The sequence below is a fragment of the Mesorhizobium sp. M0701 genome, assembly GCF_040320365.1.
Classification (GTDB): domain Bacteria; phylum Pseudomonadota; class Alphaproteobacteria; order Rhizobiales; family Rhizobiaceae; genus Mesorhizobium.
The window spans coordinates 268842-284072 of sequence record NZ_JAMYPO010000001.1; the positions used below are offsets into that span (position 1 = coordinate 268842).

General features: G+C 63.2%; 16 protein-coding genes and 1 tRNA gene. 6 read left to right on the forward strand and 11 right to left on the reverse strand.

All coding sequences use genetic code 11. The annotated features are described in order from the left end of the window. Nucleotides 1-9: 9 nt before the first annotated feature. Entirely contained in the window at nt 10-1584 is a 1575-nt protein-coding gene (ubiB, locus tag NKI24_RS01295; protein ID WP_352448274.1) for a 2-polyprenylphenol 6-hydroxylase, read from the reverse strand. A gap of 64 nt (nt 1585-1648) precedes the next feature. Continuing rightward, nucleotides 1649-2425, reverse strand: coding sequence for a bifunctional demethylmenaquinone methyltransferase/2-methoxy-6-polyprenyl-1,4-benzoquinol methylase UbiE (gene ubiE / locus NKI24_RS01300; RefSeq protein WP_352448275.1), 777 nt, complete (start codon nt 2423-2425; stop codon nt 1649-1651). 167 nt (nt 2426-2592) lie between these two features. On the opposite strand from ubiE, the gene NKI24_RS01305 reads away from it, so the two are divergent. The 3 genes from NKI24_RS01305 (at nt 2593) to NKI24_RS01315 (ending at nt 4993) form a co-directional block, all read left to right on the forward strand. Next, a complete protein-coding gene (locus tag NKI24_RS01305) occupies nt 2593-3567 on the forward strand; it encodes an adenosine deaminase (RefSeq protein WP_352448276.1) in 975 nt (324 codons plus the stop codon). A 135-nt stretch (nt 3568-3702) separates the two neighbouring features. Continuing rightward, the gene (gene upp / locus NKI24_RS01310) at nt 3703-4332 is read left to right on the forward strand and encodes a uracil phosphoribosyltransferase (protein WP_023675320.1); all 630 of its coding nucleotides are present in this window, start codon (nt 3703-3705) and stop codon (nt 4330-4332) included. A 100-nt stretch (nt 4333-4432) separates the two neighbouring features. After that, on the forward strand, nt 4433-4993 hold the full coding sequence (locus NKI24_RS01315; RefSeq protein ID WP_352448277.1) for a TIGR02281 family clan AA aspartic protease: 561 nt from the start codon (nt 4433-4435) through the stop codon (nt 4991-4993). Nucleotides 4994-5102: 109 nt separating this feature from the next. Here the strand turns inward: NKI24_RS01315 and deoA are convergent, their stop codons facing one another. From deoA to NKI24_RS01345, 6 genes are read right to left on the reverse strand one after another with little or no spacing between them, the layout of a single operon-like run. Beyond that, complete coding sequence (deoA, locus tag NKI24_RS01320) at nt 5103-6422, reverse strand: thymidine phosphorylase (RefSeq protein WP_352448278.1); 1320 nt, start codon at nt 6420-6422, stop codon at nt 5103-5105. Continuing rightward, nucleotides 6422-7240, reverse strand: coding sequence for a purine-nucleoside phosphorylase (locus NKI24_RS01325; RefSeq protein ID WP_352448279.1), 819 nt, complete (start codon nt 7238-7240; stop codon nt 6422-6424). Before NKI24_RS01325 ends, deoA begins: the two co-directional genes overlap by 1 nt. Next, complete coding sequence (gene cdd, locus NKI24_RS01330) at nt 7237-7629, reverse strand: cytidine deaminase (protein ID WP_023675315.1); 393 nt, start codon at nt 7627-7629, stop codon at nt 7237-7239. The genes NKI24_RS01325 and cdd overlap by 4 nt, the downstream gene beginning before the upstream one ends. Before the next feature lie 6 nt (nt 7630-7635). Continuing rightward, nucleotides 7636-8607 carry an ABC transporter permease gene (locus NKI24_RS01335; RefSeq protein WP_352469471.1) on the reverse strand — a complete coding sequence of 324 codons (972 nt, stop codon included), beginning with the start codon at nt 8605-8607 and terminating at the stop codon, nt 7636-7638. 1 nt (nt 8608) lies between these two features. Further along, nucleotides 8609-9748, reverse strand: coding sequence for an ABC transporter permease (locus NKI24_RS01340; RefSeq protein ID WP_352612977.1), 1140 nt, complete (start codon nt 9746-9748; stop codon nt 8609-8611). Continuing rightward, a complete protein-coding gene (locus tag NKI24_RS01345) occupies nt 9745-11277 on the reverse strand; it encodes an ABC transporter ATP-binding protein (protein ID WP_352742926.1) in 1533 nt (510 codons plus the stop codon). The genes NKI24_RS01340 and NKI24_RS01345 overlap by 4 nt, the downstream gene beginning before the upstream one ends. A 181-nt stretch (nt 11278-11458) precedes the next feature. On the opposite strand from NKI24_RS01345, the gene NKI24_RS01350 reads away from it, so the two are divergent. Beyond that, complete coding sequence (locus NKI24_RS01350; protein WP_352448282.1) at nt 11459-11668, forward strand: SlyX family protein; 210 nt, start codon at nt 11459-11461, stop codon at nt 11666-11668. Nucleotides 11669-11752: 84 nt separating this feature from the next. Here the strand turns inward: NKI24_RS01350 and NKI24_RS01355 are convergent, their stop codons facing one another. From NKI24_RS01355 to NKI24_RS01365, 3 genes are all read right to left on the reverse strand, one after another. Continuing rightward, on the reverse strand, nt 11753-12742 hold the full coding sequence (locus tag NKI24_RS01355) for a BMP family lipoprotein (RefSeq protein ID WP_292657345.1): 990 nt from the start codon (nt 12740-12742) through the stop codon (nt 11753-11755). A gap of 215 nt (nt 12743-12957) precedes the next feature. Further along, the gene (msrA, locus tag NKI24_RS01360; RefSeq protein ID WP_352448283.1) at nt 12958-13620 is read right to left on the reverse strand and encodes a peptide-methionine (S)-S-oxide reductase MsrA; all 663 of its coding nucleotides are present in this window, start codon (nt 13618-13620) and stop codon (nt 12958-12960) included. A gap of 66 nt (nt 13621-13686) precedes the next feature. Beyond that, nucleotides 13687-14010: a hypothetical protein gene (locus NKI24_RS01365; RefSeq protein WP_352448284.1), complete on the reverse strand. Its 324-nt coding sequence runs from the start codon at nt 14008-14010 to the stop codon at nt 13687-13689. A 429-nt stretch (nt 14011-14439) separates the two neighbouring features. Here NKI24_RS01365 and NKI24_RS01370 point away from each other — a divergent pair. Then, nucleotides 14440-14529: transfer RNA gene (locus NKI24_RS01370), tRNA-Ser, on the forward strand. A 296-nt stretch (nt 14530-14825) separates the two neighbouring features. Further along, a complete protein-coding gene (locus NKI24_RS01375; protein ID WP_352448285.1) occupies nt 14826-15131 on the forward strand; it encodes a hypothetical protein in 306 nt (101 codons plus the stop codon). Nucleotides 15132-15231 lie beyond the last annotated feature (100 nt).

Below are 15231 nucleotides of genomic sequence, written 5' to 3' on the forward strand. Positions count from 1 at the left end.
CAACAAGCGCTAGAAAATACGCCAGGCGATATACACCAGCGTCAATGCAATCACCCACAGCGCCAGCCGGCCGGAGCGGGTGTAGCGCGCCTCGGCCTTGCTGATCGCGCGTGCGGTCCTTTCGTCGAAGCGCAGGCCGTGTTCGGCCATCAGGTCGATCTCACGCGACAGCCGCTCGGTACGGGCGGCGAGGTCCGGTGCCTGGCGGGCCAGCGCCAGCAGCGCGTTGGCACCGTCGCGCGCATCGGCCAGCAGGGCGCGCGGGCCGAGGTTGCGGGCAATCCAGCCGCTCACCACCGGCTCCGACGTCTTCCACATGTTGAAGGCCGGGTCGAGCGTGCGGGCGACGCCTTCGACGACGACCATGGTCTTCTGCAGCAGCACCAGCTCGGACCGCGTCGCCATGTCGAAGAGGTCGGTCACTTCGAACAGCAGCGTCAGCAGCTTGGCCATCGAGATGGTCTCGGCAGGCTGGCCGTGGATCGGTTCGCCGATCGCCCGGATCGCCTGGGCGAAGGCCGCGACATTGTGCTGGCGCGGCACGTAGCCGGCCTCGAAATGCACCTCGGCGACGCGCTGGTAATCGCGCGTGATGAACCCGTAGAGGATTTCGGCGAGGAAGCGGCGCTCCTTTTTGCCGAGCCGGCCGGCAATGCCGAGATCGACGGCGACGATGGTGCCATCGGCTTCTATAAACAGGTTGCCCGGGTGCATGTCGGCGTGGAAGAAACCGTCACGCAGCGTATGGCGCAGAAACGACTGAACGAGGTTGGCGGCAATCGCCTTCAGGTCGTGGCCGGCGGCGGTCAGGCCGGCAATATCGTTCATCTTGATGCCGTCGACCCATTCCATGGTCAGCACGTCACGACCGGTGCGCTCCCAGTCGACCGACGGCACACGGAAGCCGGGATCGTCCTTGGTATTCTCGCCGAGCTCCGAAAAAGCCGCTGCCTCCAGCCTCAAATCCATTTCGATCTTGGTAGTCTGGGCCAGCGTCTCCGTCACCTCGACCGGCCGCAGCCGGCGCGACGACGGGATGTACTTTTCCTGCAGCCGGGCGGCGAGGAAATAGCTTTCGAGATCGCGAAAGAAGCGGCGGCGCACGCCCGGCCGGATGACCTTCACCGCCACTCGCCTAACGACGCCGTCCTGCAGCGTTTCGGCGGTATGGACCTGGGCGATCGAGGCGGCGGCGACGGCCTCGCCAAAACTGACATAGAGCTCGTCGACCCTGCGTCCGAGCGAGGCCTCTATCGCGGCGACAGCCTCGGCCTTGGGAAACGTCTGCATCTTGTCCTGCAGCATGGCAAGATCAAGCGCGATATCGTTGCCGACGACATCCGGCCGTGTCGCCAGGAACTGGCCGAGCTTGACGTAGGACGGGCCGAGCCGCACGACCGCCTTGGCCAGCCTGTCGCCGCGCTCATAGGCAAGCGCCCGACGGCGGGTGAACAGCCGGGCCATACGCCAGCCGAATTTCGGCAAGCCGAAGAGCTCGTCACCGGGCAAAGCCGCGATGACACCCTCGCGCACAAGCACCCAGCCGGCCCGCACGAGCCTGAAACCAGCGCCGATGCTGCTCATGGCTGGCTTTGCCCTGCCGGTTTCCTGAACTGGCGCAAGGCACGTCGGAAAATGCGGGCCAGCCTCAAAGCTTCCAGCCCGAATGAAGCGCGGCGATGCCGCCGGAATAATCGCGGAATGAGGCGCGCTCGAAGCCTGCGCGCGAAATCATCGCCGCGAAATTCTGCTGATTGGGAAACTTGCGGATCGATTCGACCAGATAGGAATAGGGCTCGTCATCGCCGGTCACCACCTTGCCGATCCGCGGAATGGCGTTGAACGACCATGCTTCATAGACCTTGTCGAGCAGCGGCATCTCGACCTCGGAGAATTCAAGGCAGAGAAAGCGCCCGCCAGGCTTCAGCACGCGATAGGCTTCGGCAAGCGCCACATCGATGCGCGGCACGTTGCGGATGCCGAAAGCGATGGTGTAGGCGTCGAAAGTAGCGTCGGCAAAAGGCAGTTCCTCGGCATTGGCTTCGACGAAATCGGTATTTGCCGACAGGCCTTTTTTCTCGGCCCGGTCGCGGCCGACGGCGAGCATCGAGCCGTTGATATCGAGAACCGTTGCATGAGCGTGCCTGCCGCTCGCCTCGACGATGCGGAAGGCGACATCGCCGGTGCCGCCGGCAACGTCGAGAACGCTCCAGCCCGGCCGCTTCGGTGGATTGAGCCAGGCGACCATGGCGTCCTTCCACAATCGATGCAAGCCGGCCGACATCAGGTCGTTCATCAGGTCGTAGCGGTTCGCCACCTTGTGGAAAACATCATTGACCAGGGACTGCTTGTCGCCTGGCCCTACCCGCTTGAAACCATAGGAGGTTTCCATGCCGCCCGCAGCAGTGGTTCTTTCAACCGACATCGTTTTGATCCGCCATAAAATCGGCGGGACCATAGCCGATCGATGGTGCGGGCGCTATTGTTTAAGGCGCGGTGTTCGGCCGCGCTTCGAAGCGGGTTCCGGAAAAGTGTCACACGGTTTTCCGACAGGAACTTGTGTCATAAGAAAAAGCCTGACGGGATAATTGAATGCCTTTGAAAGCAGAACTGCACTGCCACATCGAAGGGGCAGCGGCGCCTGAACTCGTCCTCCGCCAGGCTGAGAAATACGGCAAGGAAGCCTCGCGCTACATCCAGGACGGCTCCTTCGTCTGGCGCGACTTCACCTCTTTCCTCGCCGCCTACGACTTCTCGTCGGATCTGTTCCGCACCGAAGAAGACTATGCGCGGCTGGCCGACCATTACCTGACCAGCCTCGCCCGCGACGGCGCCATCTATTCCGAGGTTTTCACCTCGCCCGACCATGCCAGCAAGGCCGGGCTGTCGCCGAAGGCCTATACCGACGCGCTCGGCGAAGGCATGGCCCGCGCCAAGGCGAAGACCGGCATCGAAGGCCGCATGATCGTCACCGGCGTGCGCAATTTCGGTGTCGAATCGATCGAGCGGGCGGCGCGTTTCGCCGCGCGCTGCGGGCATCCGCTGGTCACCGGTTTCGGCGTCGCCGGCGACGAGCGGATAGGCGACCTGGAAGATTATGTCAGGGCCTTCGAGATCGCCCGCGAGGCCGGCCTCGGCATCACCGTCCATGCCGGCGAATTGATGGGCTGGGAGAGCGTCGAGGCGGCACTCGACCACATCCGCCCGTCTCGCATCGGCCATGGCGTGCGCGCCATCGAGAACCCCGAGCTTATGCGGCGCATCGCCGACGAAGGCGTCGTGCTCGAATGCTGCCCTGGCTCCAACATCGCCCTGAAAATCTTCGACAGCTTCGCCGACCATCCCTTCCCCGCCTTGCGGGCAGCGGGCTGCAAGGTGACGCTCAACTCCGATGACCCGCCCTATTTCTGGACCTCGCTGAAACGCGAATACGACATCGCTGCCGAGCATTTTGCGATGGACGACAAGGCGCTCACCGCCGTCACCAGGACGGCCATCGAGGCAGCCTTCGTCGACAGGAAGACCAGGGCGGTGCTGCTGGGCAGGCTCGGCGCCAAGGGCAGGTGAATGGTGAATGGTGAAACCGGCGCTTCGGTTCGTCAACCGCGAGTTTTTCCGCGCAACCAAGGACTCGCAAACCAGTTCACTATTCACTATTCACCATTCACCATCCACTATTCACCTGCGCAGTTGGAGAACACCATGAAGGGCGTTACCGTCGTCGACCATCCGCTTGTCCAACACAAGCTGACCATCATGCGCAAGAAAGAGACTTCGACGGCCGGCTTCCGGCGGCTGCTGCGCGAGATCTCGCTGCTGCTCGGCTACGAGGTCACCCGCAACCTGGAACTGACGACGACGACCATCGAGACGCCGATCGAAACGATGGAGGCGCCGACGCTGGAGGGCAAAAAACTGGTCTTCGCCTCGGTGCTGCGCGCCGGCAACGGCTTGCTCGAAGGCCTGCTCGATCTCGTGCCGGCGGCGCGTGTCGCCCATATCGGCCTCTATCGCGACCATGAGACGCTGGAAGCGGTCGAGTATTTCTTCAAGGCGCCGGGCGACCTCGCCGACCGGCTGGTGATCGTCGTCGATCCGATGCTGGCGACCGCCAATTCGGCGATCGCGGCGATCGACAAGCTGAAAGGCCGCGGTGCCACCAACATCCGCTTCCTCTGCCTGTTGGCGGCACCAGAGGGCCTCGAGCGGTTTACCCAGGCACATCCCGATGTTCCGGTCTTCACCGCTTCCATCGACCGCCAGCTCAACGAAAAGGGCTACATCATGCCGGGTCTCGGCGATGCCGGCGACCGCATGTACGGCACCAAATAGATCCGTTTACCGATTGTTTACGCAAACGGCTGGTTTCCGCACTCGTTAAAGCGGCAATCACCATGTCGGACTAAGGATCGGCAACCACAAAGGCCGGTCCATGCTGCGCAAGCTCCTCATCCTTGGCGTGTTTGCCGGAACGTCGGCATCGCTGCCGATCGTGTATCAGTCCAATTCACAGGTAATCGAGCGGCTGTTGAAATCCGCCATCGGAGCCAGGCCGGCGGACACACAAACCGACCTGAATCTCGCCGCCGTCCGGGACAGGCCCACAACGCCGCAGCCGCTCGGCCGCAAGGTCGTCGTCGCCGCGGACTCGCGCGGGCATTTCATGTCGGTCTTCAAGTTGAACGGCCGGCAGATCGACGGCATGATCGATACCGGTGCCACGCTCGTCGCCATCAACACCTCGACTGCGCGCAGGATCGGCATCTCGCTCAATTCGACGGACTTCAGCCATCAGGTCAACACCGCCAACGGGGCGATCAAGGCAGCATTGGTCATGATCGACCGCCTGCAGATCGGCAGGATCACCGTCGAGGGCGTCGAGGCCGTCGTGCTCGACGACAGGGCGCTGCACACCAACCTGATCGGCATGAGCTTTCTGCAGCGGCTCGAAAAATATCAGGTCGAAGACGGCAAGCTGCTGCTGGTTCAGTAGAACGTGATCCCGAACCGCAGGTCCGCGCCAGCGAAAAGTGGGGACCGGTTTTCGGACAAGATCGTGGTCCAAAGAAAGATAGAGCCCATCCGATACCATCGGAATGGCTCTACCCGCGCGGCAGGATCCGCCGGATGACGGTTTTCTCCGTGGCCGGTTTGGAAGTGCCGATGGTATAGGCCGAAAGCACGGCGGCCGCGGCCGCTTCGGCATCCTCGCTATTGCGGGCATGGACCAGCGCCAGCGCTTCGCCGGCCCGCACTTCAGCGCCGACCGGCAACAGCCTGGTGATGCCGACGACGTGATCGATCCTGTCGTCGGGCCGCGTCCGCCCGCCGCCAAGCCCGACCACGGCAAGCCCGATCTCGCGGGTCGCGATGCCGGTGACAAAGCCGTTCGCGCTCGCCTTGACCGCGAATTCCGTTGCCGCTTTCGGCAGATATTTTTCCGGATTGTCGACAAAGTCGACGGGACCACCCAGTGCCGCCACCATGCGCGCGAAGATGGAAGCGGCGCGGCCGCCGGCCAGCGTTTCGGCGGCGCGGCGCAGGCCGTCCTGGTTGGACGATACCAGGCCTGCCGATTGTAGCATCTCGGCGGCCAGCGCCAGCGTCACGTCCTCCAGCCGCCGGTCGCGAAAGCGGCCGGTGAGAAAATCGACGGCGTTGCGCACCTCGACCGCATTGCCGGCGGCGGACGCCAGCGGCTCGTTCATGCCGGTGACCAGCGCCGAGGCCTTAAGGCCGGCGCCATTGGCGACGTCGACCAGGCTGTTGGCCAGTGCGGTTGCGTCGCGCGATTTCTCCATGAAGGCGCCGTTGCCGACCTTGACATCGAGCACCAGCGAACCAAGGCCGGCCGCCAGCTTCTTCGACAGGATCGAGGCGGTGATCAGCGGCACCGATTCCACCGTTCCTGTCACATCGCGGATCGCGTAGAGCCTGGCGTCGGCGGGTGCGAGATCGGCGGTCTGGCCGATGATGGCGCAGCCGGTTTCGAGCACGGTCTTGCGGAACCGCGCAACATCCGGCTGGCTGATATAGCCGGGGATGGCATCCATCTTGTCCAGCGTGCCGCCGGTATGGCCGAGACCCCTGCCGGAAATCATCGGCACATAGGCGCCACAGGCAGCGACGATCGGCGCCAGCATCAAGGAGACATTGTCGCCGACGCCGCCCGTCGAATGCTTGTCGGTGACCGGGCCGGGCAGATCCGACCAGTCGAGCACATCGCCGGAATCGCGCATCGCCATAGTCAGCGCCACCGCCTCGTCGCGGCTCATGCCGTTGAAGAACACCGCCATGGCAAAGGCGCCGACCTGCGCGTCGGTGACTGTGCCGGCGGTCAGACCTCCGATAAAGAACGCTGTCTCCTCAGCCGAGAGCTTCTGGCCGTCGCGCTTGCGGCGGATGATTTCCTGGGGAAGCATCAGGCGTCGACCCTGTGCTCCGGAAGCCCGTCCTGAAAAACACGCTGCAGGATGGTCGCCAGCCGCGCACCGCCGACCGGCGCCATGTCCTTGGTCTCCTGGTGCGACAGCTCGGCTCCGGTCATGCCGGCGGCAAGGTTGGTCACGACCGAACACGCGGCGACGCGCAGCCCAAGGAAGCGGGCGAGAATGACCTCCGGCACCGTCGACATGCCGACCGCGTTGGCGCCCATGACGCGCGCCATGCGTATCTCGGCGGGCGTCTCGAAGCATGGGCCGGAGAACCACATATAGACGCCCTTGTGCAGCGTGGTACCGGTGGCCTTCGCCGCCTGCTCGATGGCGGAGCGGAGACCGGCGTCGTAGGCTTCGGTCAGGCCGACGAAACGGCGGTCGCTCGGTTCGCCGATCAGCGGGTTGGAGCCCGAGAAATTGATGTGATCGGTGATCAGCATCACCGAGCCCGGGCCCATCCCGGGATCGACCGAACCGGCGGCGTTGGTGAGGATCAGCCTGGAGATGCCGAGGCCGGCGAGCACCTCGAGTGCCGGCCGCATCGCCGCCGCGTTGCCGTGCTCGTAATAATGCGCCCGGCCGGACAGCATCAGCACCGGCGTGCCGGCAAAGAGCCCCGCCACCACCTCGCCCGCATGGCCGCTGACTCCGCTTCGGGGAAACCCCGGCAAGTCGGCGTAGGAGATGCGCACCGCATCCTCGACCTGGTCGACAAGCCCGCCAAGCCCTGACCCCAGCACCAAGGCGGTAGTCGGCGCCAGCCCGTCCAGCCTTTCGACGAGGTGATCGAGCGCTTCCTTCATTTCAGCACATCGCCTTCAAACCCGTATGGCAGCAACTCGCCCATGGTCACGGTCTCGACCACGCCGCTATCATCGCACAGATAGAACTTCGTCTCCGGCCGGCAGAATTCCGCCAGCCGCTGCCGGCAGCCGCCGCAGGGCGAGCATTTTGCCACGCGTTCGGCGATCACGGCGATTTCCGTGATCTTGCCGCCGCCGCCCATGACGTAGTGGCCGAGCGCGGTGGTTTCGGCGCACCAGCCCTCCGGATAGGACGCGATCTCGACATTGGCGCCGGTGAAGACACGGCCGTCCTCGGTGCGCAACGCCGCGCCGACCGGAAATTTCGAATAGGGCGCATAGGCCTTGGCCATGGCGGCTTTCGCCGCTTCGAACAGATCATGAGCCATGATAGATCAGCGTTCCTTGACATAAGGCACGCCGCCGGCGCGCGGCGGGATTGCCTTGCCGATGAAGCCGGCAAGCAGGATGACGGTCAGCACATAGGGCAGCGCCTGCATGAATTGCACCGGCACCTTGCCGATCAGCGGCAGCGGCGTGCCTTGCAGGCGGATCGACGCGGCGTCGAGGAAGCCGAACAGCAGGCAGGCGAACATGGCGTTGACCGGTTTCCATTTGGCGAAGATCAGCGCGGCCAGCGCGATGTAGCCCTTGCCAGCGGTCATGTCCTTCACGAAGCCGCCATTCTGCACCATCGACAGATAGGCTCCGGCAATGCCGGTGAGCACGCCGGTGCAGATCAGCGCCCGATAGCGCAGCCAGGCGACTGATATGCCGGCGGTGTCGACCGCGGCCGGGTTCTCGCCGACGGCGCGCAGGCGCAAGCCGAAGCGGGTGCGAAACAGCACCCACCAGGTGAACGGCACGGCCAGGAAGGCGAGATAGACCAGCACGGAATGGCCGGAGATAAGTTCCGAATAGATCGGCCCGAGAATCGGAACGCTCCTGAGCGCCTCTGCGCCCGGCCAGATGATTGCCTCGAAGCGCTCGCCGGCGGCCAGCGCCGGCGTGCGCCCGCCTTGCTGGAACCAGGCCTGGCCGAGCATGATCGTCGATCCGGCGGCAATGAAATTGATCGCGACGCCGGAGACGATCTGGTTGCCGCGATGGGTGATCGAGGCAAAGCCGTGGATCAGCGCGAAGGCGACCGAGATGAGGATGGCCATGCCGAGGCCGAGATAGGCCGAGTGGAAGACCGAGGCGGCGGCCGCACCAGCGAAGGCTCCGACAAGCATCTTGCCCTCGAGCCCGATGTCGAAGACGCCGGCCCGCTCCGAATAGAGGCCGGCGAGGCAGGCGAGCAGCAAGGGGACCGAAAGGCGGATGGTCGAGTCCAGGACCTGCACGATAGCGTTGAAGAAATCCATCTCAGGCGCCCTTCCCCTTGACCGCTTCCATGCCGACTGATCTCGGGCTGAGCGAGGCGAACAGCGCCTGGACATAGGGCCGGAACATATGCTCGAGCGCGCCGGCGAACAGGATCACAAGGCCCTGGATGATGACGATCATGTCGCGGCTGATCGCCGGCATCTCGAAGGCGAGCTCGGCGCCGCCCTGGTAGAGCATGCCGAACAGGACCGCCGCCAGCACGATGCCGACCGGGTGCAGGCGTCCCATCAGTGCCACCGCGATGCCGACGAAACCGGCGCCCGAAACGAATTCGAGCGCGACATTGTGCTGGTCGCCCATCGTCGGGTTGAGCGCCATCATGCCGGCCAACGCGCCCGAGATCATCATCGCAATGATGATGATGCGGATCTCCGAAATGCCGGCATAACGCGCCGCTTTCGGGCTGTGGCCATAGGTGCGCATCTCGTAGCCGAGCTTCGTGCGCCAGATCAGCACCCACACCAGAAAGGCCATGGCTAGCGCCAGCAGGGAACTGACGTTGAATGGCGCCGAACGGATTTTGGCGCCGAACAATTCGATGACCCAGTTGAGCTTCGGCAATTGCGCGCCTTCGAGGAAGGTGCGCGTCTGCGGCGCCATCGAGCCGGGCGGCTTCAGCATCCCCACCAGCGCATAGACCATGACGCTGGCGGCGATGAAATTAAACATGATTGTGGTGATGACGATGTGCGAGCCGCGCTTGGCCTGCAGATAGGCCGGGATCAGCGCCCACAGCGCGCCCATCGCCGCGGCGGCGATAATGGCGATCGGGAAGGTCAGCCACCAGGGCAGCACGCTGTCGAAGGCCAGGCAAACAATGCCGATGCCGAGACCGGCGATATAGCCCTGGCCCTCGCCACCGATGTTGAACAGGCCGCAATGCGCCGCAACCGCCACCGAAAGCCCACTGAAGATGAAGGTGGTGGCATAGAAAAGCGTGAACGCGATGCCTTGGCCGCGGCCGAAGGCACCCTCGACCAGGATGACGGCTGCACGCAGCGGGTTCTCGCCGACCAATATGACGACGAAGCCGGCGACGACGAATGCGACGAACAGATTGATCAGCGGGATCAGCACGTAATCGGCCCAGGCCGGCAGCTTGGCATAGGGGGTGCTCACTCGGCGGCCTCCCGGTGCTCGACGCCGGCCATCAGCAGGCCGAGCTCGCCCTCGGTCGCGTCGGGGCCGCGTTCGCCGACGACGCGGCCGGCAAACATCACCAGGATGCGGTCGGACAGCGAGCGGATCTCGTCGAGCTCGACCGAAACCACCAGCACCGCCTTGCCCTGGTCGCGCATGGCTATGAGGCGCTTGTGGATGAATTCGATGGCGCCGACATCGACGCCGCGTGTCGGCTGGCCGACGATCAACACGCCGGGATCTTGTTCCATTTCCCGCGCCAGCACGATTTTCTGCTGGTTGCCGCCGGAGAAATTGGCGGTCTTGAGGCGGCAGTCCGCCGGGCGGATGTCATATTTGACGATCTTGTCCCTGGCATCGTTACGGATGGCATCGATGTCGAGGAACGGCCCCTTCAGATAGCGCGCGTCGTCCTGATAACCGAGGATCGAATTCTCGTTCTCCTCGAAGGCCAGCACGAGCCCGACATGATGGCGGTTCTCCGGCACATGGGCAAGGCCGCGCTCGCGCAACTCGCCAGGGTCGGCGGCGCCGGTGAGGTCGATCGGCTTGCCGTCGAGCATGACCGAGCCCGAAACGGCATGCCTGATGCCGGAAATCGCCTCGAGCAATTCGGACTGCCCGTTGCCGGCGACGCCGGCAATGCCGACGATCTCGCCGGCATGGACGTCGAAGGAGACGTCGTCGACCATGGTGACGCCGCGGGAATCCTTGACCGTCAGGTTCTTGACCGCAAGCTTGACGCCGCCGGCCTTCGCCTCGCCCTTTTCGACGCGCAGCAGCACGCGCCGGCCGACCATCAGCTCGGCCAGCTCCTCGACCGTGGTCTTCCTGGTTTCGCGTGTCGCCACCATCGTGCCCTGGCGCATCACCGACACCGTGTCGGTGATCGCCATGATCTCGCGCAGCTTGTGGGTGATCAGCACGATCGTCTTGCCCTGCTCCTTCAGCTGCCTGAGGATGCGGAACAGGTGGTCGGCCTCGGCCGGCGTCAGCACGCCTGTCGGCTCATCGAGGATCAGGATCTCGGCGCCGCGATAGAGCGCCTTGAGGATTTCGACGCGTTGCTGCAGGCCGACCGGCAACTCCTCGATGATGGCGTCGGGATCGACTTCGAGCCCGTATTCGCGCTCGAGCCGCTCCAGCTCGGAACGCGCCTTGGCGATGCTCTTCTTCAGCAGCGCATCGCTTTCGGCGCCGAGAATGACGTTTTCCAGCACCGAGAAATTGTCGACCAGCATGAAATGCTGATGCACCATGCCGATGCCGAGCGCGATCGCATCATTCGGTGTCTTGATCGATGCCGGCTGGCCGCCGACACGGATTTCGCCGGAATCGGCCTGGTAGAAACCGTAGAGGATCGACATCAGCGTCGACTTGCCGGCGCCGTTTTCGCCGACGATGCCATGGATAGTGCCGCGCATAATCTCCAGATTGATGTCGCGGTTGGCGCGCACGGCGCCAAAGCTCTTGTCGATGCCGATCAGCTCGATTGCGGCTTGCGCCATGCAGCCTGTTCCCACTGTTATTTTTTTACCGCTTGGTCAAACGCCTAGCATGACGCCCAGTCTGTGCCAATTGGGTCTGTGCCAATTGGCTGGAGCAGGGTTCACTCTCGACAAATCCCGCCATGCTTGTCAATTTCCAACGTGGCCGCAGCCTGCACAATCGCCTGATCGAGGATTTCAAATGACCATGCCCGACGACCGGCTGACGACGCTGCAAATCCGCGCCGCCGAGCAGGAGAAGACCATCGAGGAACTGTCCGGCCAGATCGCCGAGCAGTGGAAGGTGATCGAGCGCATGCAGCGCAAGCTCGACGCGCTGGCCGAGCGCTTCCTGGCACTGGAAGAACAGGCCGCACCCGACGTGCCGGTGACCAAGCCGCCGCACTGGTGAGCGGGCCGACAAGACAAAACCGCCGGGCTTTCACCCGGCGGCTCGTCAGTTCAGCAGTGCCAGTCGATCAATAACAGCAATCGATCAATACGGGCAGGCATTGTCCGACATGTAGTCGTGCACCTTGATGGTGCCGGCTATGATGTCGGCCTTGGCCTTTTCGACCGCCGCCTTCATTGCATCGTCGACAAGCGCCTTGTTGTTGTCGTCCATTGCGTAGTCGACGCCGCCTTCCTTGAGGCCGAGATCGTTAACGCCGGCCGTGAACTTGCCGTCCTTGGCATCCATGAAGGTGTTGTAGACGGCAACGTCGACGCGCTTGACCATGGAGGTCAGCACTTTGCCGGGCTGCAGGCCGTTCTGGTTGGAATCGACGCCGATGCCGAGCTTGCCGGCGTCGGCCGCTGCCTGCAGCACGCCGACACCGGTGCCGCCTGCCGCCGCGTAGACCACGTCGGCGCCCTGGTCGATCTGCGTCTTGGCGATCTCGCCGCCCTTGGCCGGATCGTTCCAGGCCGCTGGCGTATCGCCGGTCATGTTCTGGATGACGTCGGTGGCGCCGGCCGCCTTGGCGCCGCCGACATAGCCGCAGCCAAACCTGCGGATCAGCGGAATGTCCATGCCGCCGACGAAGCCGACCTTCTTGGTCTTGGAAGCCATCGCCGCCATCACGCCGACGAGGTAGGAGCCTTCCTGCTCCTTATAGACCAGCGAGCGGACATTGGGCTTGTCGACGACCATGTCGATGATGGCGAATTTGGTGTCGGGGAACTCGGTGGCGATCTTGTCAAGCGCGTCAGCCCACGAGAAGCCCGCCATGACGATCGGGTTGCGGCCGTCCTCGGCGAAACGGCGCAGCGCCTGCTCGCGCTGGGTGGCGTTGCTGACCTCGAATTCCACATAGGGGATGCCGGTCTCGGTCTTGAACTTTTCAGCGCCGTGGAAGGACGCCTCGTTGAACGACTTGTCGAACTTGCCGCCGAGATCATAGAGGATCGCGGGTTGAATGTCCGCGGCGAAGGCCGGAAGAACCATTGCAGCTGCGGCCATGAGGCCGAGAACGATACGTTTCATGTGATCCACACCCCTGTCGGTTATTTGTCCATTATGCATCGCATGCCGGCCCGGTTCTCCGGCAGGCGTGCGGTGTCGGGCAGGAGTGTCTTCCTCCCGCTTCGGGTCAATCTGGCACGGCCCGAAACAAAATTCACGTGGAATTTTGACCTTTTGGAAAAGCATGGCGCCGCATCGCGGCGCCACAGCATATTCCTTGCGTCAGGGGCATAAAATCAGGCGGAGACGGCGGCCGGAATGGCGCAGGAGACGCCGGTTCCCTGCAGGCCGCAATAGCCGTAGGGGTTCTTCGCCAGATATTGCTGGTGGTCTTCCTCGGCGAAGTAGAATTCCGGCGCCGGCGCGATCTCCGTGGTGATCTTGCCGCGTCCGGCGCCGCGCAGCGAAGCCTCGTAGGCGTCGCGCGAGGCGATCGCAGCCTGGTGTTGAGCGTCGTTGAATGTATAGATCGCCGAGCGGTAAGTGGTGCCGACATCATTGCCCTGGCGCATGCCTTGCGTCGGGTCGTGGCTTTCCCAGAACAGCTTCAAGAGCTCGGCATAAGACACGATCTTGGGGTCGTAGACGACGAGCACGACTTCGGCATGGCCGGTGAGCCCCGTGCAGGTTTCCTGATAGGTCGGGTTGGGCGTGACGCCGCCGGCATAGCCGGCCGCCGTGACCCAGACGCCCTCGACTTGCCAGAACAGGCGCTCGGCGCCCCAGAAGCAGCCCAGGCCGAACATCGCCGTTTCCATCCCTTCGGGATAAGGACCCTTGAGCGGCCTGTTCGAGACAAAGTGCTTCGATGCGGTCGGGATCGGCCGGTCGCGGCCGGGCAACGCCTCGGAGGGTTTCGGCAGGTTGAGCTTCTTGTTCAGCATGTCGCTGAGAAACATGTGTGGCTTCCTTTTCTTCTTGGTTGAGCCTTCCTGGTACGGGAACACCGGGTCAGGCTGGAAATGTCAGGTTGCGGCGAACCGCCCGCTGGGGCGCTGCCGCCTGTAACCGATGGCATAAAGAATGAACGCCAGCACCGCGAACACGGCAAAGCCGGGCTGGCTGAGCACCCAGGCGATGGCACCGTCCCACAGCAGCGGGTTGATCTTATCGCGGACGAAGCTTTCGAAGGCGCTGCGCGTATCCGGCGAGACAGCGAGCCAGCTGGTGTTGAGCGGGGTCATCACCAGCGCCGAAGCCGCCACCGAGCGGGTCGCATCGAGCACGGCCATGATGACCGAAACCGAAAGCGCAATCATTGCGGCAAGACGGAAGATAAAGCGGAACATCCGGACCCTTCCTCCCCAGGAGTTTATCAGAATGTCGTGTGGACTGTTAAATAGGATCTGCGTGCTTTATCCGCAATCGCGACACGCGAAGTTGAACCTACGGCAGCCGGGTTCGCCGAAACCGTCGGCGCGCCGGGGACGGCAAGCACACCTCCGCCGCTCCTTTCGATAGGCTCCCAACGGGTGCTCCGATAACATGGGCTGAGCATCCGTATCCGGCAAAGCGAATAGACTGCCGTTATGTCTTGGCATTCGGCACCGGATCGACTAGATGAGCCCCGCGCCTGTTGCTTTGACGGCTCGGGTGCGGGGAAAGGGTATCCGCTGGTTGACGGCGCCCACGGCCGGAATTCCGGCCGGAATCCCAAAGGAGATGCATCTCCCCAACCCGCGCGGCGAAACCGGCCGCGTCGAAAATGCTAAAAAGACGGAGAGGTGGCCGAGTGGTTGAAGGCGCACGCCTGGAAAGTGTGTTTACGGGAAACCGTAACGCGGGTTCGAATCCCGCTCTCTCCGCCAGTTGCCTCGCCAAATTGCTGAAATACCTAATAAATTTCATGGCTCGCAGTATTTGACCCACTTTTTGCCCCACATAATTGTGTGGATTAAAATGGCTGTCACAGGCTTTCTCTGGACGCTATCTCTAGCAAGAGCGCTTCATTGTGGAGCGAAGTTGAGCGCCCCTCCAACTATGTGAGTCTGGGGCCGGATGGTCCTGTCACTACGGGGACGACGGCGACGTTGGCGGGTGTGTGGAGAGGCTTTGATTTTGGTGGGCGTGTTGACCTGTCGCCCGATCCTGTGGGGAGCGAAAGATGGTGACGATACTGAAGTGGATTGCCATCGCTGTACTTGGGCTGCTGGCATTGATGCATGCGGCACTGACTGCTTCACTGATCTGGCACATGTTCCGCTACGATGTACCCGGAGCTTGGATTGCGGAGCCCGAATTAGTCAGGCAATACCTGATTCCGCTGGCTTCCATTTTTGGTCTCTTGATACTGATGCGATACGCCAAGCCGACCGAAAGAAAGGCGTGCATCGCAGTTCTCGCTGCCGTTACTGTGTCCTTTGCGCTGTTTCTATTGTTGCATTTAACCGGTCGATTGACGATCAAATAGAGGGGACACTTGGGGCCCGCGCAGCGATTTTTGGCTGTTCTGCATGCTGATTTTTGCCTCTGATAGTGCTTCGCGCGGGTAGAATTTTGCGTTCGCGGCC

What these genes read in the sequence shown, in the direction of transcription:
- cdd (WP_023675315.1), bottom strand. Translation starts at nt 7,629, where the DNA reads ATGGCTCATGATCTGTTCGAAGCGGCGAAAGCCGCCATGGCCAAGGCC.
- deoA (WP_352448278.1), bottom strand. Translation starts at nt 6,422, where the DNA reads ATGCTTCCCCAGGAAATCATCCGCCGCAAGCGCGACGGCCAGAAGCTC.
- NKI24_RS01375 (WP_352448285.1), top strand. Translation starts at nt 14,826, where the DNA reads ATGGTGACGATACTGAAGTGGATTGCCATCGCTGTACTTGGGCTGCTG.
- NKI24_RS01325 (WP_352448279.1), bottom strand. Translation starts at nt 7,240, where the DNA reads ATGAAGGAAGCGCTCGATCACCTCGTCGAAAGGCTGGACGGGCTGGCG.
- NKI24_RS01345 (WP_352742926.1), bottom strand. Translation starts at nt 11,277, where the DNA reads ATGGCGCAAGCCGCAATCGAGCTGATCGGCATCGACAAGAGCTTTGGC.
- msrA (WP_352448283.1), bottom strand. Translation starts at nt 13,620, where the DNA reads ATGTTTCTCAGCGACATGCTGAACAAGAAGCTCAACCTGCCGAAACCC.
- ubiB (WP_352448274.1), bottom strand. Translation starts at nt 1,584, where the DNA reads ATGAGCAGCATCGGCGCTGGTTTCAGGCTCGTGCGGGCCGGCTGGGTG.
- NKI24_RS01355 (WP_292657345.1), bottom strand. Translation starts at nt 12,742, where the DNA reads ATGAAACGTATCGTTCTCGGCCTCATGGCCGCAGCTGCAATGGTTCTT.
- ubiE (WP_352448275.1), bottom strand. Translation starts at nt 2,425, where the DNA reads ATGTCGGTTGAAAGAACCACTGCTGCGGGCGGCATGGAAACCTCCTAT.
- upp (WP_023675320.1), top strand. Translation starts at nt 3,703, where the DNA reads ATGAAGGGCGTTACCGTCGTCGACCATCCGCTTGTCCAACACAAGCTG.
- NKI24_RS01335 (WP_352469471.1), bottom strand. Translation starts at nt 8,607, where the DNA reads ATGGATTTCTTCAACGCTATCGTGCAGGTCCTGGACTCGACCATCCGC.
- NKI24_RS01315 (WP_352448277.1), top strand. Translation starts at nt 4,433, where the DNA reads ATGCTGCGCAAGCTCCTCATCCTTGGCGTGTTTGCCGGAACGTCGGCA.
- NKI24_RS01305 (WP_352448276.1), top strand. Translation starts at nt 2,593, where the DNA reads ATGCCTTTGAAAGCAGAACTGCACTGCCACATCGAAGGGGCAGCGGCG.
- NKI24_RS01365 (WP_352448284.1), bottom strand. Translation starts at nt 14,010, where the DNA reads ATGTTCCGCTTTATCTTCCGTCTTGCCGCAATGATTGCGCTTTCGGTT.
- NKI24_RS01350 (WP_352448282.1), top strand. Translation starts at nt 11,459, where the DNA reads ATGACCATGCCCGACGACCGGCTGACGACGCTGCAAATCCGCGCCGCC.